The sequence below is a fragment of the Enterococcus sp. AZ170 genome, from assembly GCF_050545135.1.
GTDB classification, from domain to species: domain Bacteria; phylum Bacillota; class Bacilli; order Lactobacillales; family Enterococcaceae; genus Enterococcus_L; species Enterococcus_L ureilyticus.
The window spans coordinates 1,819,554-1,843,753 of the sequence record NZ_CP172947.1 but is presented as its reverse complement, the minus strand read 5'-3'; the positions used below and the strand labels follow the sequence as shown (position 1 = coordinate 1,843,753).

At 36.4% G+C, this 24,200-nt stretch carries 18 protein-coding genes; 14 read left to right on the top strand and 4 right to left on the bottom strand.

Annotated elements, in window-relative coordinates; all coding sequences use genetic code 11:
* Positions 1–64: 64 nt before the first annotated feature.
* The 11 genes from IGJ55_RS08875 (at position 65) to IGJ55_RS08825 (ending at position 15,973) form a co-directional block, all read left to right on the top strand.
* Positions 65–1,777 carry a proline--tRNA ligase gene (locus tag IGJ55_RS08875; protein ID WP_069640748.1) on the top strand — a complete coding sequence of 571 codons (1,713 nt, stop codon included), beginning with the start codon at positions 65–67 and terminating at the stop codon, positions 1,775–1,777.
* 372 nt (positions 1,778–2,149) lie between these two features.
* Positions 2,150–6,502, top strand: coding sequence for a PolC-type DNA polymerase III (locus tag IGJ55_RS08870; protein ID WP_430606186.1), 4,353 nt, complete (start codon positions 2,150–2,152; stop codon positions 6,500–6,502).
* Between the two features lie 254 nt (positions 6,503–6,756).
* A complete protein-coding gene (zapA, locus tag IGJ55_RS08865; protein WP_069640746.1) occupies positions 6,757–7,200 on the top strand; it encodes a cell division protein ZapA in 444 nt (147 codons plus the stop codon).
* 17 nt (positions 7,201–7,217) lie between these two features.
* Entirely contained in the window at positions 7,218–7,766 is a 549-nt protein-coding gene (locus tag IGJ55_RS08860) for a CvpA family protein (RefSeq protein ID WP_429949716.1), read from the top strand.
* A gap of 78 nt (positions 7,767–7,844) precedes the next feature.
* Positions 7,845–10,211 carry an endonuclease MutS2 gene (locus IGJ55_RS08855; RefSeq protein WP_430606185.1) on the top strand — a complete coding sequence of 789 codons (2,367 nt, stop codon included), beginning with the start codon at positions 7,845–7,847 and terminating at the stop codon, positions 10,209–10,211.
* An 89-nt stretch (positions 10,212–10,300) separates the two neighbouring features.
* On the top strand, positions 10,301–10,615 hold the full coding sequence (gene trxA / locus IGJ55_RS08850) for a thioredoxin (RefSeq protein WP_069640743.1): 315 nt from the start codon (positions 10,301–10,303) through the stop codon (positions 10,613–10,615).
* Between the two features lie 100 nt (positions 10,616–10,715).
* Positions 10,716–12,506, top strand: a complete 1,791-nt coding sequence (uvrC, locus tag IGJ55_RS08845; protein ID WP_069640742.1) for an excinuclease ABC subunit UvrC — start codon at positions 10,716–10,718, stop codon at positions 12,504–12,506.
* 198 nt (positions 12,507–12,704) lie between these two features.
* On the top strand, positions 12,705–13,028 hold the full coding sequence (locus IGJ55_RS08840) for a PadR family transcriptional regulator (RefSeq protein ID WP_069640741.1): 324 nt from the start codon (positions 12,705–12,707) through the stop codon (positions 13,026–13,028).
* Positions 13,015–13,704: a DUF2812 domain-containing protein gene (locus IGJ55_RS08835; protein WP_083244397.1), complete on the top strand. Its 690-nt coding sequence runs from the start codon at positions 13,015–13,017 to the stop codon at positions 13,702–13,704. The genes IGJ55_RS08840 and IGJ55_RS08835 overlap by 14 nt, the downstream gene beginning before the upstream one ends.
* Before the next feature lie 117 nt (positions 13,705–13,821).
* Positions 13,822–14,721, top strand: coding sequence for an ABC transporter ATP-binding protein (locus tag IGJ55_RS08830; RefSeq protein ID WP_069640739.1), 900 nt, complete (start codon positions 13,822–13,824; stop codon positions 14,719–14,721).
* Complete coding sequence (locus tag IGJ55_RS08825; RefSeq protein WP_069640738.1) at positions 14,714–15,973, top strand: ABC transporter permease; 1,260 nt, start codon at positions 14,714–14,716, stop codon at positions 15,971–15,973. Before IGJ55_RS08830 ends, IGJ55_RS08825 begins: the two co-directional genes overlap by 8 nt.
* A 111-nt stretch (positions 15,974–16,084) precedes the next feature.
* Here the strand turns inward: IGJ55_RS08825 and IGJ55_RS08820 are convergent, their stop codons facing one another.
* Complete coding sequence (locus IGJ55_RS08820; protein ID WP_430606182.1) at positions 16,085–17,068, bottom strand: LacI family DNA-binding transcriptional regulator; 984 nt, start codon at positions 17,066–17,068, stop codon at positions 16,085–16,087.
* A 173-nt stretch (positions 17,069–17,241) separates the two neighbouring features.
* Between IGJ55_RS08820 and IGJ55_RS08815 the strand changes: the two genes are divergently transcribed.
* Positions 17,242–18,636: a 6-phospho-beta-glucosidase gene (locus IGJ55_RS08815; RefSeq protein ID WP_429949725.1), complete on the top strand. Its 1,395-nt coding sequence runs from the start codon at positions 17,242–17,244 to the stop codon at positions 18,634–18,636.
* Positions 18,637–18,706: 70 nt separating this feature from the next.
* On the opposite strand, the gene IGJ55_RS08810 is transcribed toward IGJ55_RS08815, so the two are convergent.
* Both IGJ55_RS08810 and IGJ55_RS08805 read right to left on the bottom strand, forming a co-directional pair.
* Positions 18,707–19,135, bottom strand: a complete 429-nt coding sequence (locus IGJ55_RS08810; protein WP_207120297.1) for a hypothetical protein — start codon at positions 19,133–19,135, stop codon at positions 18,707–18,709.
* Positions 19,136–19,329: 194 nt separating this feature from the next.
* Positions 19,330–20,613 (bottom strand): NAD(P)/FAD-dependent oxidoreductase, encoded by a 1,284-nt coding sequence (locus tag IGJ55_RS08805; RefSeq protein WP_430606181.1) that lies wholly within the window; start codon positions 20,611–20,613, stop codon positions 19,330–19,332.
* Positions 20,614–20,751: 138 nt separating this feature from the next.
* On the opposite strand from IGJ55_RS08805, the gene gdhA reads away from it, so the two are divergent.
* A complete protein-coding gene (gdhA, locus tag IGJ55_RS08800) occupies positions 20,752–22,098 on the top strand; it encodes an NADP-specific glutamate dehydrogenase (protein ID WP_069640733.1) in 1,347 nt (448 codons plus the stop codon).
* 227 nt (positions 22,099–22,325) lie between these two features.
* On the top strand, positions 22,326–23,675 hold the full coding sequence (locus IGJ55_RS08795; protein ID WP_429949730.1) for a glucose-6-phosphate isomerase: 1,350 nt from the start codon (positions 22,326–22,328) through the stop codon (positions 23,673–23,675).
* A gap of 105 nt (positions 23,676–23,780) precedes the next feature.
* On the opposite strand, the gene IGJ55_RS08790 is transcribed toward IGJ55_RS08795, so the two are convergent.
* Positions 23,781–24,131: a hypothetical protein gene (locus IGJ55_RS08790; protein ID WP_429949732.1), complete on the bottom strand. Its 351-nt coding sequence runs from the start codon at positions 24,129–24,131 to the stop codon at positions 23,781–23,783.
* Positions 24,132–24,200: the final 69 nt, after the last annotated feature.

Below are 24,200 nucleotides of genomic sequence, written 5' to 3'. Positions count from 1 at the left end.
ATTTGATTTCATAACGAATCATTCGAGGAGTTCTAATTATTCGTTTAAACAAAGGAGAGTTCTAATGAAACAGTCAAAAATGTTAATCCCAACTTTACGTGAGGTGCCTAATGATGCTGAAGTCTTAAGTCATCAGATGTTGCTGAGAGCAGGGTATATTCGTCAAGTCTCAGCTGGAATCTACTCATATTTACCATTAGCGAATCGGGTACTTGAAAAACTGAAAAAAATCATGCGTGAAGAATTCGATAAAATCGATGCCATCGAAATGTTGATGCCAGCATTACTACCAGCAGAATTATGGAAAGAATCTGGACGTTACGAAACATATGGACCGAATCTTTATCGCTTGAAAGACCGCAATGAACGTGATTATATTCTTGGACCAACACATGAAGAGACTTTTACCGAATTGATACGGGACGAAATCAATTCATATAAGCGTTTACCATTAAATCTATACCAAATCCAAACAAAATACCGTGATGAAAAACGTCCGCGTTTTGGTTTGTTAAGAGGCCGAGAATTTATTATGAAAGATGGCTACTCTTTCCATGCTGATGAAGAAAGTCTAGATCAATCTTATCGTGATTATGAAAAAGCTTATTCTGCTATTTTTGAACGTTGCGGATTAGATTTTAGAGCGATCATTGGTGATGGCGGTGCCATGGGAGGAAAAGATTCTAAAGAGTTTATGGCAATTTCTGATATCGGGGAAGATACGATTTGTTTCTCAACAGATGGCGATTATGCAGCAAATCTAGAGATGGCAACTAGCCTATATACACCTAAAAAGTCACATGAAACTCAATTAGATATTGAAAAAGTAGCTACTCCAAATGTTGGATCAATTGAACAAGTTGCGACCTTCTTCAATGTTGAGCCACAGCGTATCATCAAATCTGTTTTATTTATGGCGGACGAGCAACCTGTAGTGGTTTTAGTTCGTGGAGATCATGAAGTAAATGATGTTAAATTGAAAAATTTCTTAGGCGTTGACTTTTTAGAAGAAGCAACTGACATAGATGCTCGTACCTATTTAGGTGCCGATTTTGGTTCCGTTGGTCCAGTTGAATTGTCTGAAGAGGTAAGATTATTTGCAGACTTCCATGTCCAAGATTTAGCAAATGCAATTACTGGAGCCAATGAAACAGGATTCCATCTAACTAATGTTAATCCAGGACGTGATTTTACACCAATTAGCTACGAAGATTTACGCTTTGTTCAAGAAGGCGATCCTTCTCCAGATGGTAATGGTGTATTAGAATTTACTAAAGGCATTGAGATCGGTCATATCTTTAAGCTTGGCACTCGCTATAGTGAAGCGATGGGGGCAACTGTCTTAGATGAAAATGGTAGAGAAAAGCATGTGATCATGGGATGCTATGGAATCGGGGTTAGTCGTTTACTTTCAGCGATCGTTGAACAAAATATTGATGAAAATGGCATCAATTGGCCAGCGGGTATTTCTCCATTTGATTTACATGTCGTTCAAATGAACATAAAAGACGAATACCAAACAAAACTTGCACAAGAAGTTGAAGAAGTAATGTCAGTGGCGGGTTATGAGGTATTGGTTGATGACCGTAACGAGCGGGCTGGTGTTAAATTTGCTGATGCTGATTTGATCGGTTGTCCAATTCGGATCACGGTCGGTAAAAAAGCGGTTGATGGTATTGTAGAAGTAAAAATCAAACGAACTGGAGAAATGGTTGAGGTTCGTAAAGAAGAACTGGAAAGCACATTATCTATCTTGCTGAATGCTGATAAAGAATAAATTGGAGACGTCTACGAAAGAGATCATCGATCGGTTTTCGTAGATGTTTTCTCTTAGCAAGCCAACAAATATTATAGACGTATTATAACTAATAGTAATTTTGTTTACATTGTATTTCAGATAAAAAAATAGTATACTTAAATGTGGCGAGGCACTTGGCAGAAATGTCTAAGGGCCTCTTTCTTATCAAATGATTAAACTATAGACAGTTATATAAGGATTCGGACTGAGAATAGTGAGCGATTCTTCAGTTGTGGTGTGGCTAATCGTCAAGAGAAAAAATCTGATCGTATCAGAAAACATTATGTTTACAATTAGCGTGTTTCTATTGGATAAAGTCCGCTGCACTTTTAATTTAAGGAGGTTCATTTAGTGGCAGAAAAAGCACAAGAGTTATTTGCAAAGTTGATTGATCAAATTCAATTAAATGAACAAGAGCGGCAACATCCGCTTATTCAGCAAGGGAGAATTGACAAAGTAGTTGTCCATCAACAAAGCCGCTTATGGGAATTTCATCTTGGATTTTCTGAAATTTTACCTGTGATGCTTTATCAGTCATTTATACAGCAATTAGAACTTGCTTTTCAGCAAATCGCAGGTGTCACTGTAAAGATTTCAGCAGATAAAAATGAATTTACAGCTGAACAATTAACTGATTATTGGCAGTTAGCATTATTAAATAGTCAATGTGACACACCATTGGTACAACGCGTGATAAAAACGCAAACGCCAATCATAGAAGATAAAAAAATCATTTTACCTGTCGATAACGAAGCAGTGATTCCTTATTTGAAACAACAATATTTACCAATTATTGAAGAACTATATAGCCATTACGGTTTTCAAAAATTTCATATTGAACCTAAAATGGATGAACAACAAGCTAAACGAGTATTGGCACTATTTGAAGAACGCAAACAAGAGCAAGATGCTGCTTTTCAACAACAAGCCGCTGAATCTCTTGTGAAACATGAACAAAAGAAAAAACAACAGCAACAACAAGGGCCAGCACTTGAAGGTCCAATCCGTTTAGGTCGAAATATTCCAAATGATGAACCAATCATGCCGATGGGCAACATTCTAGAAGAAGAACGCCGAGTGACGATCGAAGGTTTTGTCTTTGATGTAGAAGTTCGTGAGTTACGTTCTAAACGGAAAATTTTGATTTTGAAAATTACCGATTATACATCATCATTTATCGTCAAAAAATTCTCAAATGGTGAAAAAGATGAGCAAGTTTTTGATGCTATTCAAAAAAATAGTTGGATTCGAGTTCGCGGAAGTATTCAAGAAGATACGTTCATGCGGGATCTAGTAATGAACTGTCAGGATTTAATGGAAGTAAAACATGCGCTTCGTAAAGATTATGCACCAGAAGGCGATAAGCGTGTGGAACTACATTTGCATAGTAATATGAGTACAATGGATGCTACAAATAACGTTGCTGACTATGTTGCCCAAGCAGGGAAGTGGGGACATAAAGCAATTGCTATTACAGATCATGGTGGGGCTCAAGGGTTTCCCGATGCTCATAGCGCTGGTAAAAAAGCAGGCGTCAAAATTTTATACGGTGTTGAAGCCAATGTAGTAGATGACGGTGTGCCAATCGCTTATAATGAAGCCCACATTGAATTGAGCGAAGCAACTTATGTAGTATTTGACGTGGAGACCACTGGTTTATCAGCTGTTTATGATACGATCATTGAGCTTGCGGCAGTTAAAATGCATAAAGGGAATATCATTGATACATTTGAACAATTTATCGATCCAGGACACCCATTATCGCAAACGACGATTAATTTAACTGGGATCACTGACGAAATGGTGCGGGGCTCAAAATCAGAAGAAGAAGTTTTACGCTTATTTAGAGAATTCTCGAAAGATACCATACTTGTAGCCCACAATGCCTCCTTTGATATGGGATTTTTAAATACTAGTTATGGAAAATATGATATCCCAGAAGCCGAAAATCCAGTCATTGATACATTGGAATTGTCCCGATACCTAAACCCAACATTTAAAAGTCACCGACTTAATACGTTATCTAAAAAATTCGGTGTCAATTTAGAACAACATCACCGAGCAATCTACGATTCAGAATCGACAGGGCATTTATGTTGGATTTTCTTAAAAGATGCTAAAGAAAATCATAATATGAAATATCATGATGAGCTAAATATGCATATTGGAGAAGGCGATTCATATAAACGAGCAAGACCGTTCCATGCAACTATCTTAGCAACTACTCAAGCTGGTTTAAAGAACCTCTTCAAGTTGATTTCAATGTCTAATATAAATTATTTTTTCAGAATTCCTCGTATCCCGCGTTCACAGTTAAGTAAGTTGCGAGAAGGATTGATTATCGGTTCTGCTTGTTCAAATGGTGAAATTTTTGAGGCAATGATGCAAAAAGGCGTTGAAGAAGCAAAAAATCGAGCAAAATTTTATGATTATATAGAAGTTATGCCAAAAGAAGTTTATGCACCTTTACTTGAACAAGAGTTAGTGAAAAGTGAAGCAGATCTAGAAGAAATCATCACCAATTTAGTTAAAATCGGAGATGAGTTAGAAAAACCTGTTGTAGCGACTGGCAATGTTCATTATCTAAACGAAGAAGATAGTATTTATCGCAAAATTTTAGTGGGTTCGATGGGTGGCGCTAATCCATTGAATCGTCATAGTTTACCTGCTGTTCATTTTAGAACAACCGATGAAATGCTGACGGCTTTCCAATTTTTAGGAGAAGAAACAGCACATCGACTAGTTGTTGAAAATCCCAATGCGATTGCAGATATGTGTGAGGAAATCACGCCAGTTAAAGATGACTTATACACGCCGAAAATTCCTGGTTCAGAAGATGAAATCAGAAATTTGAGTTATACTCGTGCGAAAGAATTGTATGGTGATCCACTGCCTGATATCGTTGAGAAGCGTTTGAAAAAAGAACTCGATAGTATTATCGGAAATGGTTTTTCGGTTATCTATTTGATTTCACAAAAATTGGTGCATAAAAGCATGGAAGACGGTTACTTAGTTGGTTCACGCGGCTCTGTAGGTTCAAGTTTTGTTGCAACTATGACTGGAATTACGGAAGTTAATCCTTTGGCGCCGCATTATCATTGTATCAACTGTAAGCATTCTGAATTTTTCGATGATGGATCTTATGGTTCTGGCTTTGATATGCCCGAGAAAAATTGTCCCAATTGTGGTCAGCGATTGTTTAAGGACGGACACGACATTCCATTTGAAACCTTTTTAGGATTCCACGGGGATAAAGTGCCCGATATCGATTTGAACTTTTCGGGTGATTACCAAGCGGAAGCACATAATTATACGAAAGTTTTGTTCGGTGAAGAATATGTTTATCGTGCTGGGACGATCGGGACCGTTGCAGATAAGACGGCCTATGGGTACGTAAAAGGCTATGAACGAGATCACAATCTACATTTTAGAGGAGCTGAGATCGATCGTTTAGCAAAAGGCTCGACTGGAGTGAAACGAACGACCGGACAACATCCTGGAGGAATAATTGTTATTCCTGATTACATGGATGTTTACGATTTTACACCGATCCAATACCCTGCTGATGATCAAAATTCAGAATGGAAAACGACCCATTTTGATTTCCATTCAATTCATGACAATATTTTGAAACTGGATATTCTAGGTCACGATGACCCTACTGTGATTCGGATGCTACAAGATTTATCTGGGATCGATCCTAAAACGATTCCAACAGATGATCCTGAGATGATGCGTATTTTTGCAGGACCAGAAGTATTGGGTGTCACACCAGAACAAATCTATTCCAAAACAGGAACGCTGGGTATTCCAGAATTCGGAACGCGATTTGTACGCGGTATGTTGGAAGAAACACACCCGTCTACATTTGCTGAATTACTACAGATATCTGGATTATCACATGGGACCGATGTTTGGTTAGGCAATGCGGAAGAACTGATTCGCAGAGGAGAAGCAACTCTGGCAGAAGTAATCGGTTGTCGAGATGATATCATGGTTTATTTGATTCATGCTGGTTTAGATAGTGGTATGGCTTTTAAAATCATGGAAACTGTACGTAAAGGACTTTGGAATAAAATTCCTGATGAGCTTAGGGACGAATATTTAACCGCTATGAAAGAGAACAATGTGCCAGATTGGTATATTGATTCTTGTTCGAAAATCAAATACATGTTTCCAAAAGCCCATGCAGCGGCATATGTTTTAATGGCTTTACGCGTTGCATACTTTAAAGTTTATTTCCCGATTCTTTATTACTGTGCTTACTTTTCAGTTCGTGCCGATGATTTTGATTTGGTTGCGATGTCACAAGGAAAAGAAGCTGTAAAAGCTCGAATGAAAGAGATTCAAGATAAGGGGCTCGAAGCTTCGACAAAAGAAAAAAATCTTTTGACTGTGTTAGAACTTGCCAATGAAATGATCGAACGCGGCTTTAAATTTGGTATGATCGATTTGTATAAATCAGATGCTGAAAACTTTGTAATTGATGGTGATACATTGATTGCGCCTTTTAGAGCCGTACCAAGTTTAGGTCTTAACGTGGCTAAATCAATTGTTGAGGCAAGAAACGAGCCGTTCTTATCTAAAGAAGACCTTGCAAGTAGAGGTAAAGTATCGAAAACGTTGATCGAGTATATGACTGAAAATGGTGTGTTAAAAGATTTACCAGATGAAAATCAATTATCATTATTTGATATGTTATAAAATTGAAGTTCGTCAAATAGATGGATCGAAGGTGATGTAAAAGTACTGGGTACTTTTGTGTCACCTTCGTTTATTTGCCAAGAGGTTCATGTTGATTTTTAATAGAAAAGTCTAATGAAAATCGTAATAATAACACTAAACCTTTAATTTTTGAGTTCAGTAGCATATAATAAGAAAGGGTTATTGAAAACACACAATAATGATTTTCATGGTACAATAACAAGTGATGGATCATTACAGGAGGGAACACTATCATGGTTAAAGAAAAAACAAGATATAAAGCGGTGATTGCCGATCATACATACACGATTATCGGACAAGAAAGCAAACAACATATGGATTTAGTAACAAAATTAGTTAATGAACAATTGGCTGAGATCAAACACATTTCACCACAAACAAATGACGAACAAGCCTCTGTTTTATTAGCGATCAATGCAATTTCAGATCAACTCAAAAAACAAGAAAAAGTGCTTAAACTAGAACAGGAAGTTGCCGAACTAAAAAAACGGACGATCCGCTTAGCAGAACTTGAAAATCGCATCAAACGAATTGAAACAATTGAAGAAGAAGCAAGAGATGTCTTGAAAAAAAATGGTCAAGAAGATGTCGAAATCCATAATCATATGGAAGCACAACAAATTTTAAACGAAAATCGTAAACAACAAATTCAGAGTAAAAGCACTCAAGACCAATAATCTGAGAGGATGACAGGATGTTAACATTACTCATTTTACTATTACTAGCGATTGGATTTTACACAGGTGCTAGACGCGGATTGATTCTACAAGTTTTATATACATTGGGGTATCTTTGTTCTTATTTTATCGCTAGATCCTATTATAAGACACTAGCTGCCCAATTAGAATTATTCATCCCATATCCTTCACCAACAGCTGATACTAAATTGGTCTTTTTCAATCAAGAACTTACGCTTGATTTGGATCAAGCATTTTATGGAGCAGTCGCATTTTTACTTATTTTAGCGGTAGGCTGGTTAGTTGTACGCTTTTTGGCTATTTTTGCTCATGGGCTAGTTTTTGTGCCAGTATTAAAGCAGGCAAACTGGCTCGCAGGTGGCGTTATTAGTTTGATCGTTATTTATGTTGGTATTTTTTTAGTTTTAAGTACGTTGTCAATGTTACCCGTTGATGCAATCCAAAATCAATTCAAAAATAGCGGATTAGCTCGATATATTATCAAAGACACGCCGATTTTTTCTAAACAAATCTATCATCTATGGATCGAGCAGATGATTAAGTAAAAAGATATCAGCTCAGCAGACAAAACAGTTGAGCCGTAATGACTCGTTCCAAGTCTTACAAGAACAGAAGGTGAAAAAATGAATACACGTATTTTAACAACATTAGGCTTTGACAAGGTCAAACAGTTGCTCTCTCAATATATTGTTACAGCTCAAGGCTTAGAAGAAATTGAGCAGTTAGTGCCAATAAATGATGCTACTCGTATTCAAGCATGGCTGGAGGAAACAGAAGACGGCTTGACACTCCAACGTTTACGTGGTGGAATCCCTATTCCTAAGTTGGAGAATATTCGTCCTCACATGAAACGAATTGAAATTGGCGCTGATTTGAATGGTGTTGAGCTTGCTCAGATTGGTCGTGTACTATCAACGACTTCTGAGGTTATTGGTTTCTTTAACGATTTAGAGGATAGCGAAATTGAATTACTGAGACTCTATGCTTGGATTGAACAATTGATTGTGCTACCAGAGCTTAGTCGCAGATTGAAAGAGTCGATCGATGAAGATGGCCGTGTAACGGATGAAGCTTCTCCAGAATTAAAAATAATTCGTAATAATATTCGTAGAAGTGAACAGACAATCCGTGAGCAATTGGATGGGATAGTTAGAGGGAAAAATGCTAAATATCTAAGTGACGCGATCGTGACTATGCGAAACGAACGCTACGTTATACCTGTTAAACAAGAATATAAAAGTGTTTTTGGCGGCGTAATCCATGATCAAAGTGCTTCTGGTCAAACTCTTTTCGTTGAGCCAAAACAAATTGTGGATTTAAACAATCGTTTACGTCAACATCAAATTGCTGAACGAAATGAAATCGAGCGTATTTTATCTGAGTTATCAGCTGAATTAGTACCTCATCGCAATGATATTCTGCACAATGCAAATGTTATAGGAAAATTAGATTTTATAAATGCCAAAGCCCGTTTTGGTAAGGAATTGAAAGCCGTTGTTCCGAAAATCAGTGAAGAGAATCAGATCTATTTCAAACAAGCGAGACATCCCCTTTTAGATCAAGACAAAGCTGTTCCAAATGATATCACTATTGGAAAGGATTATCAGGCTGTCGTCATTACAGGACCTAATACAGGTGGTAAGACAATTACGCTTAAAACACTAGGTCTGCTTCAGTTGATGGGACAATCGGGTTTACCAATACCAGCGGGGGAAGAAAGTCAAATGGGCATATTTTCTGAAGTTTTTGCTGATATTGGCGATGAGCAATCTATTGAGCAAAGTTTAAGTACCTTTTCTTCTCACATGACGAATATTGTTGATGTATTGAAAAAAGTTGATAGCCACAGTTTAGTGTTGTTTGATGAATTAGGTGCAGGAACTGATCCTCAAGAAGGAGCGGCATTAGCAATTTCAATTTTAGATGCGTTAGGTAGTAAAAGTGCCTACGTGATGGCAACTACGCATTATCCTGAATTAAAAGTATATGGGTACAATCGTGCAGGTACAATCAATGCTAGTATGGAATTTGATGTGGATACATTAAGTCCAACGTATCGCTTATTGATTGGTGTTCCAGGGAGAAGTAACGCCTTTGAAATTTCTAAACGCTTAGGCTTGGATACATCAATTATTGATGAAGCAAAACATATTATGGATGGCGAGAGTCAAGATCTCAATGAAATGATTGCTGATTTGGAAAATCGCCGTAAGATGGCGGAAACGGAATATTTAGAAGTGCGTCATTATGTTGACGAAGCTGAGCGACTATATAGAGAACTAAAAGAAGCTTACGGATATTTTTTTGATGAACGTGAAAAAGAAATGGCCAAAGCACGTCAAAAAGCGAATGAACTTGTTTCCCAAGCAGAAGAAAAAGCCAGTGACATCATCTCTGATATTCGTAAAATGCAGTTGGCAGGTGGAAATCAAGGTGGTGTGAAAGAACATCAACTGATCGATGCCAAGTCAAAATTGTCACAGCTTCATCAAGAAGAAAACCATTTAGAAAAAAATAAAGTGTTGAAAAAAGCCAAAGAACAAAAGAAATTAAAATCAGGTGATGAAGTGATCGTCAATACTTTTGGTCAACGTGGAACCTTGATTCGTAAGTCTAGTGATCATGAATGGCAAGTACAATTAGGTATTTTAAAAATGTCTGTTGCTGAAAGTGATATGACACCTGTTGCTCCAGAAAAGGAGCCACTGCAACGAGTGACGGCTATTCGTTCTAGTGAAAGTAGCCATGTAGCGAATCAATTAGATTTACGTGGAAAGCGTTATGAAGAAGCGTTAGCAGAAGTAGACCAATACTTAGATGCTGCAATTTTAGCCGGTTATCCTCAAGTAACAATCGTTCATGGTAAGGGAACTGGAGCTTTACGAACTGGTATCACTGATTATTTGAAGAATCATCGTAGTGTGAGTAGTTATGAGTTTGCTCCAGGAAACCAAGGAGGCAACGGAGCTACGATCGTTAAATTTAAATAGGTTGCTTACCTTTAGTAAGCAGAAAACTAGTCGAATAAGCTATCAAGTGATATAATTAATTCAGATATAAGAAGTAGGAGGTCTATAAGATGACACAAGTAATTACAGATAAAGATTTTTCAACTGAAACAGATAGTGGTCTTGTTTTGATCGATTTTTGGGCAACATGGTGTGGTCCTTGTCGCATGCAATCGCCAATTTTGGAACAATTAAGTGAAGAATATGATGAGAGTGAAGTGAAAATTGCTAAAATGGATGTAGATGAAAATCCGGAAACACCAGCTTCATTTGGCATCATGAGTATTCCAACACTTCTTTTGAAAAAAGACGGAGAAGTTGTAGAAAAAGCGGTAGGCGTTCACTCAAAAGAACAATTACGTGCCTTAATTGAAAAACATATGTAGTAAATTCTTAGGATGAAGTCCTTCTTCATCCTATTTTTTATGCCTAAGGATAGAGAAGATGGTATAATGGAATCTATTAAAGAACATGAAAGGAAGTATTATGAACGAAAGAATCAAAAATAAATTAGCATTGCTTCCTGACCAACCAGGTTGTTATTTAATGAAGGACAAAAATGGAACGATCATTTATGTTGGAAAAGCTAAAGTTCTAAAAAATCGTGTACGTTCCTATTTTACAGGTAGCCATGATACAAAAACGGAAAGGTTAGTTAGTGAAATAGAGGATTTTGAATATATTGTGACTGAATCAAATATTGAGGCGTTACTTTTAGAAATCAATTTGATTCATAAAAACGATCCGAAATATAATATCATGTTGAAAGATGATAAGAGCTATCCTTTTATTAAAATTACAAATGAAGATTATCCACGGTTATTGATTACTCGAAAAGTATCAAAAGATAGAGCCTTATATTTTGGACCATACCCAGATGTAGGAGCAGCAAATGAAACCAAACGCTTGTTAGATCGACTTTTTCCTTTAAGAAAATGCCGTGTTTTGCCGAAAGAGGTCTGTCTATATTATCACATGGGGCAATGTTTGGCGCCTTGCGTATTTGATATTCCAAAATCAACTTATACTGAAATGGTAGCGGAAATCAAACGTTTTCTAAATGGTGGACATCCAGTGATACAAGAAGAAATTCAAAGAAAAATGGATGAAGCGGCTGAAAAGATGGAATTTGAAAAAGCTGCAGAATACCGTGATCAAATCAAAGCGATTGAAACGGTAATGACTCGTCAAAAAATGACAAATGCAGACTTGGTTGACCGAGATGTTTTCGGTTATGCAGTCGATAAAGGCTGGATGTGTGTACAAGTATTTTTTATTCGTCAAGGAAAGCTAATCGAAAGAGATGTTTCTATCTTCCCTTTTTACAATGAAGAAGAAGAAGATTTTTTAACATTTATCGGACAATTCTATCAAGAAAATGAACACTTTATTCCTAGAGAAGTGTTGATTCCAGATAATATCGATAAAGTGAGTGTGGAAGCCATGCTTTCGACAAAAGTGTTACAGCCTCAACGAGGAGAAAAAAAGAAACTAGTAAAGTTGGCTGGAAAAAATGCTACAGTTGCTTTGCAGGAAAAATTTGATTTAATCGTGCGCAAACAAGAGCGAACGATCGGCGCTGTTGAAAAACTAGGGAATGCTATGAACATTCCTGCCCCTGTTAGAATCGAAGCATTTGATAACTCGAATATTATGGGAACAGATCCGGTTTCAGCAATGGTTGTTTTCATCGATGGGCGTCCAGATAAAAAAGAATATCGAAAATATAAAATCAAGACTGTTAAAGGACCTGATGACTATGCTTCGATGCGTGAGGTAATCTATCGCCGTTATTCACGTGTGCTTAAAGAGAATTTACCCTTTCCAGATTTGATTGTCATCGATGGTGGGAAAGGCCAAGTTGATGCAGCTAAAGAAGTGTTAGACAACCAGTTAGGCTTAGATATTCCTATCGCTGGTTTAGCAAAAAATGATAAGCATAAGACGAGTGAATTGCTTTTCGGTTCTGATTTGAACATTGTTCCTTTGGAAAGGAACTCGCAAGAATTCTTTTTACTCCAACGTATTCAAGATGAAGTTCACCGGTTTGCGATTACATTCCATCGACAATTGCGAAGTAAAAATAGTTTTTCTTCCCGATTAGATGACATTGAAGGCTTAGGTCCAAAGCGTAAGAAGGAGCTTTTGAGACAATTTAAGTCGCTGAAAAATATTTCAGCAGCTTCAATTGACGAATTGAAAGCATCAGGGTTACCCAAAAATGTCGCGAAAAATGTCTATGATCACTTACATCAAGAAGAAACGGATATTAATTAAAATAACTAGATAAATAGGAATAAAAAGCTAAAAAATCATGATTAATTTTAGCTTTTTTCTTTTTATTTAATTTTAATCATATATTATTTGTCAAGTAAAAAGACTCGGTTTGCAAAAAAAAATTTGACATGGTCCAGAACTCACGATACTATATCATTAGATGATATATCACCAGCTGATATAAAGGGGTAAGTTATCATGGAAGATTCACTGACAGATTCCACTTATTTGATTCTGCTAGCACTATTAAAACCTCAACATGGTTATGCTATCATGAAAGAAGTCAACGCTTTAACAAAGGGACAGGTAAATATTGGTCCGGCAAGTATGTATACTATTTTAAAAAAATTACAAAAAAACGAGTTTATTACATTAAAGGAGAGTAGTGAACGAAAGAAGACGTATTTGATTACAGACAAAGGGCTTCATATCTTAAAGATAGATATCGAGCGCCGCAAACTTCTTTATCAAGCTGGAAACTGTCTGTTAGCTGAAAAAGGAGAAATGAATGAACATGTTTAAGGGGAAGAAATATATTTTTTCTAGGGGAATTGCCTTCTATCCTGAAAAGGAAATGCAGCTTTTGAAAAAACAAGCAAGTAAGGGATGGCACTTCAAGAAAATGAGTCATATCGGGTTTCTTGTGTTTGAAAAGGGAACGCCAGAAGACAAAGCATTCTCAGTTGATTTTTTTGATGGATTACCAGAAGAATTGTCTGAATATTTAGTGATTTATCAAGAAGCTGGTTGGGAAAACATTGCAAATTATAAAAAAAAGTATTTCTATTTTAAAGCTGATTGTGATACACCAACCATTTATTCGGATTCTGAAAGTTATTGGCTTCGTATGAAAAAAGAATGGATTTGGTTATCAATTCGTTCACTTTTTTATTTCCCACTAGGGATAGGTTTGCTTATTTTACTATTTTTAACGAAAACATTACAGGAGCATTTTTTATCTAGCTTAGGTATTCGGACTTTACTTGCTTTTATAGGGATGTTATGTATTGCATTACCGATCGGAGTGGCAATCAATGTTGCTTTTTCAATAATTATTTATAGTGATCGTACAAAATATTACAATCAACCAGAACGATTTGCCAAACGACAAAAAATAGTTAGAGATTCTCTGTTTCTGGCAATGATCGGTTTTATAATAGGTGTGTTGATCAGTATCTTGCTGAAGAATTCTTTTTAGAAATACTGAGGCATGGTAAGATTCGATAAAGATCAAAATAAACATTGATCTATAAAAGAGGTAAATTACTTTTTATATAAAAAAGTCGATTTAAATTGAATAACAGGAGGAGAAAAAATGTTAGAAGTAAAGAATTTAGTTAAAACATTTGGGAATTATACAGCCGTAGATAATATGTCGTTTGAAATTCCAGATGGCAAAATACTTGGGTTGATTGGCCAAAATGGCGCAGGTAAAACAACAACTTTTCGTTTGATTTTGGATTTTTTAACACAAGATAGCGGCGTTGTACTTTGGAATGGTCATCAGTTAAGCGGGAAGGATTATAATGACATCGGCTATTTACCTGAAGAACGCGGCTTATATCCGAAAGTTTCGATTCAAGAACAACTGCTCTATTTTGCTCAACTAAGGGGAAAGAGCAAAAAGGAGATCGAGCCTAAAATTGATGAATGGATGGAAAAGTTCAAAGTCAAAGGGAAAAAAACGGATAAAGTCAAATCACTTTCTAAAGGGAATCAGCAGAAAGTCCAATTGATTGCAACACTAATCCATGAACCAAAATTAGTCATATTAGATGAACCATTCAGTGGATTAGACCCTGTTAATGCAGAGCTTTTAAAAGATGGAATCATAGCATTGAAAGAAAAAGGTTCATGTGTTATTTTTTCTAGTCATAATATGGACAATGTTGAAAAGATTTGTGATCACCTTGTAATGTTGAGAAGTGGTAAAATGGTTCTTAACGGCAAAGTCCATGAAATTCGGGAAAGCTTTGGACGTACGAAAGTTTTCTTGGAGTCACCATTACCACCAGAAGATATTTTAGGAATCAACGGTGTAGAATCAGCAGTAAAACGTAGTGACGGTGTTGTTGAAATTACTTTAAATGACCCTAAAGCGGGTGAAGAAATTTTTGCACGTGCAACACAATTTGGTTATATTCCAATGTTTAATCAACAGCCACCAACCTTAGAAGAAATATTCAAGATGAAAGCAGGTGAGCCAAATGAGTAAATTTTGGATTATAGCAAGTGATGTTTATAAAAAGAATGTTAAATCAGTTTCTTTTGTCGTTATGATTTTGGTACCATTTATTGTGATGGGCATTATTTATATTGCAGGTTCGGTAGCCGGTGGTTTTTCTGAAGATACAAAAGTTGGTCTTGTTTCAGATAATCAAGAATTATCTAAACAGTTAGCGAAATCAAAAACTGATGATTATACATTCAAAGTTGTTACGTCTCAAAAAGAGGCTGAAAAACAATTGAAGAACAAAGAGCTGGATGCTTTTCTGGTATTAGACACTGAAACAGAACAGATTCAAGGGAAATTATATGCAGAATCTTCTTTAGGCACAACAACTGAATTGATGATGGGACAAATGCTCAATGGACTTCAGTCTTCATTGAATGCAAGTAAGCTAAATTTGACTCCCGAACAATTGACAAGCCTAAGCCAGCCTGCTAATTTTGAAAAAACGAAAGTTAGCTTTGATGAAGATGGAAAAATGACGACAGGACAAGATAATACAGCTATTCAGTCGGCAATGTCTTTTGTGATAACGATTATTCTTTGGGTGATCATCATTACCTACGCTTCGATTATTGCCCAAGAGATCGCATCTGAAAAAGGAACGCGTATTATGGAAGTCATCTTATCAAGTACCAAAGCCCAAACTCATTTTTATGGCAAATTGACAGGGGTTATTTTAGTGGCTCTTACTCAAATTGTAATTTATGCTGCGGCAATTGGTCTTGGTTACACGCAATTAAAGAATTTAGATATGGTCAAAGGGTTATTAGATGGACTTTCATCCGCTAATATATTAGGAAGCTTCTTGTACTTCACTTTAGCATTTTTCGTGCTAGGAATCTTAGTTTATTCAGTTTTAGCAGCTTTATGTGGGTCATTGGTATCCAAGCCCGAAGATACAGCCAAAGCTGTTCAGCCAATCATTTATATCGCAATGATCGGGTATTTTATCGGGATTTCATTAGGAACGACAGATCCGCAAAATATTGTGATTAAAGTATCGTCTTATATCCCATTGATTTCTTCTTTCATTATGCCAATTCGTTTAGCAAGTGAAACAGTCACGACAGCAGGAGCTATGATTTCTGTAGTGATTTTAGTTGTTTTCGGACTGTTACTAACAATGTTTTCAGCGAAGCTGTATAAATCTAACGTACTGGTTTATAGTGAAGGCGGCGTACTTAAATCATTGAAACAATCTATTTCGATTTTAAGAAATGAACGTAAAAAATAAATATAGTTGAATAAAAAGCTTAACTTAGAAAAGTAGAGATTTTTTAGGATCATTTAGCTAAACTAAAATGCTCTGAAACATAACACACAAAGTTATGTTTCAGAGCATTTTTTACAGTTTACGTAAAGGAACGGTTTGCCGCTCAATTAACTTAACATTCATTTCTTGTTCGCGAATTTTCTCCTGATTCAATTGATTATGAATATAAATAAACGAATTTTCAGCTTGTCGTTTTATCGAATAATCTACTGTTGTGATATGCATCAGACGACTGATTTCACTATTATCAAAGCCAATTACAGCGACATCTTCTGGAACTGAATAGCCTAAGTTTTGAAGCTCGGAAATAAAACCTGCGGCGACTGAATCCGTATAAAAGGCCATAGCATCTGTTTTTTCAGTCATGTTATGCCAGCGTTGAGCAATGCTTAGGCCATTGTCCAATCTTGATTTATCATAAAAAATCCATTCATCGTTGAAAGAAAGATTTTTCGTTTGATGGAAATCATCAATTGCTTTTATGCGTGCTTTTGTATTTAGATTTTCGTAATTGCCTAAGACGTGACCAATTGAGCGATATCCTCTTTGAAAAAGATAATCTAAAGAGCGTAGATAGCCAGAATAATGATCAACGTAAGAAGAGTAGATTCTTTCCGAATCGATGCGGTGCCAGGTAGCAATCGGCCCATAAATGCTGTATGGTTCGATTATTTCCCACTTGTTTGCTCTGGTTAATATAAAAAGGCCATCGAGTTGTTTGTATTTCATTTGATTCAACGCTTCGATTTCTTTCTTCTTATCACTACCAGTAAAGTATAAGGTTACATAATAGTTATATTTTTTAGCAATGGAAATAAAACTTTCGAGAAAAATGCCTAAAGGATCGATAAAACCATGTGCGAGAAAGCCGATGGTTTTGGTTTCACCGCTTTGTAGATTTCGAGCAATCAAATTAGGAGAATATGCTAGCGCTTCCATTGCGTCTAGTACTTTTTCTCGACTTTCTTGGCTAACATATCCATTACCAGAAATCACTCTCGAAACTGTTGATTTAGAAACTTGCGCTTGTTTAGCGACATCAATAATTGTAGTCATTTCAACACCTCACTAATTAAAATGGACAGAGTAGAGTGACAATTTCTTTCCTTATAAAGTATAACATAAAAAATCGAAAAAAAGAGCTTGACATGGGAACATTCCCACAAACTATGATAAGAATGTAAACGATGTCAGAACATATTCTGAACAAAAAATCAGGAGGGAAACACATGACTAGAGAAGCATTGAAAATCGCAACAATCGGTGGAGGTTCAAGTTATACACCAGAATTGATCGAAGGATATATTAAAAGAAAAGATGAACTGCCAATCAAAGAAATTTGGTTAGTCGATATTGAAGCAGGAAAAGAAAAGTTAGAAACAGTAGGAGCTATGGCTAAACGAATGGTCAAAGCAGCTGGTTTAGATTGGGAAGTCCATTTAACCTTAGATCGTCGAGCAGCGTTAAAAGATGCTGACTTTGTATCAACACAATTTCGCGTAGGCTTACTTGACGCTCGTATTAAGGATGAACGTATTCCGCTATCACATGGTGTTTTAGGCCAAGAAACAAATGGAGCTGGTGGTATGTTTAAAGCATTCCGTACAATTCCTGTGATTCTTGGAATTATTGAAGACATGAAAGAATTATGCCCAGATGCTTGGTTAGTTAACTTTACCAATCCAGCTGGAATGGTTACCGAAGCTGCAATTAAGCACGGTGGTTGGAAAAAAACGGCTGGCTTATGTAATGTGCCAATTGGTCACAGAAAACAAGCAGCAGAAAAATTAGGGATTCCTGAAGATGATCTATTCTTCAAGTTTGCGGGAATCAATCATTTTCATTGGCATCGTGTTTGGGACAAACAAGGAAATGAAAGAACGCATGAATTGATCGACTTAATCTATGGTCCACAAGAAGATTCTGAAAGTCATTTGAAAAATATTCATAACGCACCATTTCATTATGAGCAAATCAAAGATTTAGGTATGTTGCCATGTGGCTACCATCGTTATTACTACATTGAAGACGAAATGTTGAAGCATTCAATTGAAGAATTTGAAAAAGGGGAAACAAGAGCCCAAGTAGTAAAAGAAACCGAAGCTCGTTTGTTTGAATTATACAAAGATCCTAATTTAGATTACAAACCAAAAGAATTAGAACAACGTGGCGGCACGCATTACAGCGACGCAGCTTGTGAATTGATTGCATCGATTCATAATGATAAGCGCACGGATATGGTTGTTTCAACAGAAAATAATGGTACGATCACAGACCTTCCTTATGATTGCGTTGTGGAAGTTTCTGGACCTGTAACAGCACATGGACACGAACCTTATAACTGGGGAGCATTTCCTCCAGCTGCCCGTGGCATTATTCAAGTGATGAAAGGAATGGAAGAAACTGTGATTCGCGCAGCGATCGATGGTGATTATGGCGCAGCCTTACATGCATTTACAATCAATCCTTTAGTGCCAGGCGGTTCCATGGCTAAAACCTTGTTAGATGAATTATTGATTGCGCATAAGAACCATTTACCAAACTTTACTGAAGCAATCACTAAAATCGAAAAAGAACAACCGGATACAGTTGCCTATGTAACAGAATTGATGAAGAGCAATTAAAATTAAAAAAACCTGATTTTGTCAAGAATGGCAAAATCAGGTTTTTTGTAGGCAGTACAAATGCGATAATTCAACTAATTTTCGTAGGCGCGACCTCTTTAAAAAATGAGCGGTGAGTCTCCACATTAAATTGATAAGAGCGGTAACGAAAGAGTTGGTTTAGTATAATAAAAGTTATAAATTCAATCAGTAGAAAAATCTTTAAAGAATCAATTGTAAGACTGGCTAATGATATGACTAAAAATAGCATAAGGAATAGAGTAAATAATTGCTGAAGATGATTTGTATTTGTGATAGTAACTTCTTCTGTTTTCGAAGTAACCTTGATTTTTTGTGAGAATCGGAAAATACCTTCTCTGAATTCAAGTGTATCCCCAACAGCGACTTCTAGTTCAGTTGAAATATTATTAAATAGTTTTCCTTGATAAGTGCCATTTTTATATACAGAAAAATGACGGACACAGCCCCATGTAGTTTGTCGTTTCAACTTTATTTTCATGATTATTACCTCCTAAAGCTATTTTCACATATTTTAAGAAAATAAAAATCAAGCAAAAGGCTGATTTAATTCAGTCTTTTTATCCTGCTAAGGTCTTAGTTGGAAATACAAATAACGTTAGATAGTAAAAAAACTCTGAGAGTGCCAACTTAGACTCCAGAGTTTTAATTATTATAGAAGAATAGGAGATATACTTAATCTAACGGTGGTAAGTAGGTATATTCCGCAATAGCCGAAGCGTTTATTCCGGCAACGTGCCCAGTGACAAATGCAGCTGTGACGTTATAGCCACCAGTATACCCATTAATATCAAGTAATTCACCAGCAAAAAATAGCCCTTTGACTAGTTTACTTTCCATTGAATTGGGTTGGATCTCTTTTAAGGAAACACCGCCGCCAGTTACAAAAGACTTTTCGATGGGTAATGTTTTCTCAGCATTTATTTTAAAAGTCTTTAACTGTAGCAACAGTTGATCTAGTTGTTGGGCAGAAACTTGTTTGGCTTGTTGATCAGAAATGCCAGTTTGACTTAAAATGAAATCTAGTAAGCGTTCAGGAACCAAATTTTTTAAAGCATTTTTGATTGATTTGTCGGGTTGCTCTGAAATTTTTCTTTTAAGCTCGTCCTTTAATTCGGCTATTGTTTTTGAAGGAAAAATATCTAAGAGCAGAACAACTGGTTGTTGCTCATTTTTGACTAATTCTTGATTTACAAAACTAGAACATCTTAAAGCAGCTGGTCCAGAAATCCCAAAATGAGTGAACAAGAGATCCATCTGATGTTCTACCACGACTTTTCCTTTGCTATTTAAAACAGAAAGAGAAATATCCTGTAGGGAGAGCCCTTGTAAAGTTTTATTTTGAATAAACAGATCATTTGAAATAATAGGAGATTCTGTTGCATACAAGGGACTGATCGTGTGACCTACTCGTTTCGCTATTTTATAACCATCACCAGTCGAGCCAGTGGATGGATAAGTTCGACCGCCTGTTGTTAAAATGACACAAGGAGCGTAGATTTTTTCGTGCTCTAGAGCGACTCCGATAATTTGATCTTCTTTCCGTAAAACTTTTTCGACTTTGGCTTCTGTATAAATTGTAACGCCAAGTGTTTCCAATTGATGGAATAAGGTTTCCACAATTGTTTTTGAACGATCGGTGACAGGAAACATCCGACCATGATCCTCTTCTTTTAGATGAGTACCATTTGATTCAAAAAAATCCATAATATCATAATTGTTAAATTGCGAAAAGGCGCTATATAAAAATTTTCCATTACCAGGAATATGAGCAATGATTTCTTCAGCAGGTCGATTGTTCGTAACATTACAGCGACCACCGCCAGTTAATAATAGTTTTTTTCCAACGCGCTTATTTTTTTCTACTAACAATGTGTTACTGCCAGCTTTTGCCGCTGCAATGGCTGCCATCATTCCGCTAGTACCAGCTCCAACGACAATCACATCAAATAATTTCATAAATTCTCCTCCAGTTCAATGGTAGTTTAACACAATTTTCAATTTTTTTTCTAAGTTTTTTGCATTTTACTGTAAAAAGTTGTGGAAATTTTCTGAATTTAGGTTAAAATAGGATTATAACAATGAGAGGGTGATTAGATGGAAGCAAAACAGTACGTGGAAGAGATTCAAAAGAAGATTCATGAGAATGATCGAGGGCAAGTAGAATACTTGCAAGCTGTCGACGAATTTTTACCAACGGTTGAAGTATTTTTGAAAGAAAATCCAGCATTCATTGAAGCCAATATTTTAGGAGTCCTAATCGAGCCGGAAAGAATTTTACAATTTAGAGTGCCATGGCAAGATGACGCTGGTAATTGGCAAGTTAATCGTGGGTATCGTGTGCAGTATAACTCTGCAATCGGACCTTATAAAGGCGGTTTGCGTTTTCACCCTAGCGTGAATTTAAGTGTGATGAAATTTTTAGCATTTGAGCAAATTTTCAAAAACAGTTTGACAGGTCTGCCAATCGGCGGCGGCAAGGGCGGTAGCGATTTTGATCCAAAAGGAAAAACAGATGCTGAAGTTATGCGTTTTTGTCAAAGCTTTATGACCGAATTACAGAAACATATTGGGCCAAGTACAGATGTACCAGCGGGTGATATCGGTGTTGGGGCTAGAGAAATCGGTTATTTGTTTGGCATGTACAAACGTTTGAGAAATTATGATGCAGGTGTATTAACTGGTAAACCATTAGGGTATTGGGGTAGTCAAGCTCGTACAGAAGCTACTGGCTATGGCTGTGTGTACTTCGTAAAACATCTATTAAAAGATTCAGACGATTCATTTGATGGCAAGAAAGTTGTGGTATCAGGTAGCGGGAACGTCTCAATCTACGCAATGGAGAAGGCGAAAGAATTAGGCGCAACAGTTCTAACTTGTTCAGATTCAAGTGGATTTGTTTATGATCCAAACGGAATCGATGTTGAATTAGTCAAAGAACTGAAAGAAAAAAATCGTGAACGTATTGCTAAATATGTAGAGACACATTTAGATGCGACTTATTATGAAGGTCAATCTGTCTGGGACTTTGAAGTAGCATATGATATTGCTCTGCCTTGTGCAACTCAAAATGAAATCAATGAAAAACAAGCTGAAATTTTAGTGAAAAATGGTGGAAAAGTCGTAGCAGAAGGGGCGAATATGCCTTGTACGTTGGAGGCCGTTGCAGTACTCGAAAAAGCTGGCGTTCTCTATTGTCCAGGTAAAGCAGCAAATGCAGGCGGCGTTGCGGTTTCTGCTTTAGAAATGAGTCAGAATTCAGAGCGTTTATCTTGGTCATTTGAAAAAGTAGACAGTATGTTGGATGATATCATGAGAAATATTTACGAAACTTGTCGTGATACGGCTACTAAATTTGATGCACCAAATAATTTTGTCTTAGGAGCAAATATTGCAGGATTTGAAAAAGTGGCTCAAGCAATGCTTAGTCAAGGATTAGTTTAATTCTCTTTTTAAAACGGTTTTAGATTTAAAAAGGGACTAGGTCTGACTCAATGAGTTATTGTCCTAGTCCCTTTTTTATTTGACATCTTTCAATTTTGAATGAGAAATACCTTATTTCAAGAGGAATAAAATAAAATTGGTACAGACAGTCATAATTTGCTTGAAAAAAGCATAAAAAGAACGTAAAGTAGATACTGTATTAAGTTTAATTTCAAGGAGGAGAAGGAATGTCACACATTCAATTTGATTATTCCAATTTAACACCGTTTATTGCGGATCATGAATTGGAATACATGCAGACTCAAGTGACTGCAGTAGACAAGGCACTAAGAGAAGGAACTGGAGCTGGAAGCGACTTTACTGGTTGGATCGATCTACCGGAAAATTATGATAAAGACGAATTTGCCCGCATCAAAAAGGCGGCTGAAAAAATCCAATCTGATTCAGAAGTTTTAGTTGTAATTGGTATTGGCGGTTCTTACTTAGGTGCAAGAGCAGCGATTGAATTTTTACATCATTCATTTAATAACCTATTACCATCAGAAGAAAGAAAAGCACCACAAGTTTTCTTCGCTGGAAATAGCATCAGCTCAACTTATTTAGCTGATTTAATCAATGTTATTGGTGAGCGTGACTTCTCGGTAAATGTGATTTCTAAATCAGGTACAACGACTGAACCTGCGATTGCATTTAGAGTATTTAAAGAGTTATTAATTAAGAAATATGGTAAAAAAGAAGCGAACAAGCGTATTTATGCTACTACTGATCGTGCCAAAGGTGCTGTTAAAGTTGAAGCAGACGCTGAAGGTTGGGAAACTTTTGTGATCCCTGATGATGTTGGTGGACGCTTTACCGTACTAACACCAGTTGGCTTACTACCAATCGCCGTTAGTGGTGCAGATATTGATGCCCTAATGACGGGTGCCAATGATGCACGTAAAGAATATGCTGCAACGACAGATTTAAGCAAAAATCAAGCATATCAATATGCTGCATTAAGAAATATTTTATATCGTAAAGGGAAAACCACTGAAATGTTGATCAACTACGAACCAGGAATGCACTATTTCTCTGAATGGTGGAAACAATTATTCGGCGAATCAGAAGGAAAAGACCAAAAAGGAATCTTCCCAGCAGCAGCCGATTTTTCAACAGATTTACATTCAATGGGACAATATGTTCAAGATGGTATGCGTAATTTATTTGAAACTGTTGTGAAAGTTGAAAGGCCGCGTCACGTTGTATCAATTCCTGAATTAGCAGAAGATTTAGATGGTTTAGGCTATTTGCAAGGGAAAGAAATCGACTTTGTAAATACCAAAGCATTTGAAGGAACATTGTTAGCACATACAGATGGTGGTGTGCCAAACATGATCGTGAAAATACCTGCGATGGATGCTTATTCATTAGGATATGTGATGTACTTCTTTGAAATTGCTGTGGGAATTTCTGGGTATTTGAATGGTGTGAATCCATTTGACCAAGAAGGTGTAGAAGCATACAAAAAAAACATGTTTGCATTACTTGGTAAACCTGGCTTTGAAGATTTAGCGAAAGAATTGAATGCACGTCTGTAATATTGGATTTAACGAATTGTGCTCAATCTTTGATTAAACAAGAAATAAAGGAGCTCTCAAAATTGAGGGCTCCTTTATTTAGTTAGAAAATCTAATCATTCTCTTTCACTTAAAGTCATCATCTTTAGGGTAAGGAAGAATATCTAATGAATAATCATCATCTATTGTTTCTTCTTGAGTTTGCTCTTGATGGTAAGGATCATTGATTTCTTCTTTTTGCTTAAATTCATCTGGGTCCGGCATGTTTTCAGAATGTAAGTAATCAGTCTGATGTGACATGGCTCTGTTGTTTTGAGCTAAACGTTCTTTAGCTTCTGCTTCTGCCTCAGCTTGATGAGTGTTCTTATGAAGTGATTTATTATTTTTACTACCTGTAAAAGTTAAATAAATAATCAACACAATCATAATGATTGTTGCTATAATTAAACCAATGAACATGCCAAATGTAATAAACATGGGGGTAGATCCTCCTTCATTAATCCTGCTTCTATTCAGTTTATCAAATCTTGGTTGTTCAGTCATCTA

What these genes read in the sequence shown, in the direction of transcription:
- IGJ55_RS08875 (WP_069640748.1), top strand. Translation starts at nt 65, where the DNA reads ATGAAACAGTCAAAAATGTTAATCCCAACTTTACGTGAGGTGCCTAAT.
- zapA (WP_069640746.1), top strand. Translation starts at nt 6,757, where the DNA reads ATGGTTAAAGAAAAAACAAGATATAAAGCGGTGATTGCCGATCATACA.
- IGJ55_RS08860 (WP_429949716.1), top strand. Translation starts at nt 7,218, where the DNA reads ATGTTAACATTACTCATTTTACTATTACTAGCGATTGGATTTTACACA.
- IGJ55_RS08855 (WP_430606185.1), top strand. Translation starts at nt 7,845, where the DNA reads ATGAATACACGTATTTTAACAACATTAGGCTTTGACAAGGTCAAACAG.
- trxA (WP_069640743.1), top strand. Translation starts at nt 10,301, where the DNA reads ATGACACAAGTAATTACAGATAAAGATTTTTCAACTGAAACAGATAGT.
- uvrC (WP_069640742.1), top strand. Translation starts at nt 10,716, where the DNA reads ATGAACGAAAGAATCAAAAATAAATTAGCATTGCTTCCTGACCAACCA.
- IGJ55_RS08840 (WP_069640741.1), top strand. Translation starts at nt 12,705, where the DNA reads ATGGAAGATTCACTGACAGATTCCACTTATTTGATTCTGCTAGCACTA.
- IGJ55_RS08835 (WP_083244397.1), top strand. Translation starts at nt 13,015, where the DNA reads ATGAACATGTTTAAGGGGAAGAAATATATTTTTTCTAGGGGAATTGCC.
- IGJ55_RS08830 (WP_069640739.1), top strand. Translation starts at nt 13,822, where the DNA reads ATGTTAGAAGTAAAGAATTTAGTTAAAACATTTGGGAATTATACAGCC.
- IGJ55_RS08825 (WP_069640738.1), top strand. Translation starts at nt 14,714, where the DNA reads ATGAGTAAATTTTGGATTATAGCAAGTGATGTTTATAAAAAGAATGTT.
- IGJ55_RS08820 (WP_430606182.1), bottom strand. Translation starts at nt 17,068, where the DNA reads ATGACTACAATTATTGATGTCGCTAAACAAGCGCAAGTTTCTAAATCA.
- IGJ55_RS08815 (WP_429949725.1), top strand. Translation starts at nt 17,242, where the DNA reads ATGACTAGAGAAGCATTGAAAATCGCAACAATCGGTGGAGGTTCAAGT.
- IGJ55_RS08810 (WP_207120297.1), bottom strand. Translation starts at nt 19,135, where the DNA reads ATGAAAATAAAGTTGAAACGACAAACTACATGGGGCTGTGTCCGTCAT.
- IGJ55_RS08805 (WP_430606181.1), bottom strand. Translation starts at nt 20,613, where the DNA reads ATGAAATTATTTGATGTGATTGTCGTTGGAGCTGGTACTAGCGGAATG.
- gdhA (WP_069640733.1), top strand. Translation starts at nt 20,752, where the DNA reads ATGGAAGCAAAACAGTACGTGGAAGAGATTCAAAAGAAGATTCATGAG.
- IGJ55_RS08795 (WP_429949730.1), top strand. Translation starts at nt 22,326, where the DNA reads ATGTCACACATTCAATTTGATTATTCCAATTTAACACCGTTTATTGCG.
- IGJ55_RS08790 (WP_429949732.1), bottom strand. Translation starts at nt 24,131, where the DNA reads ATGTTTATTACATTTGGCATGTTCATTGGTTTAATTATAGCAACAATC.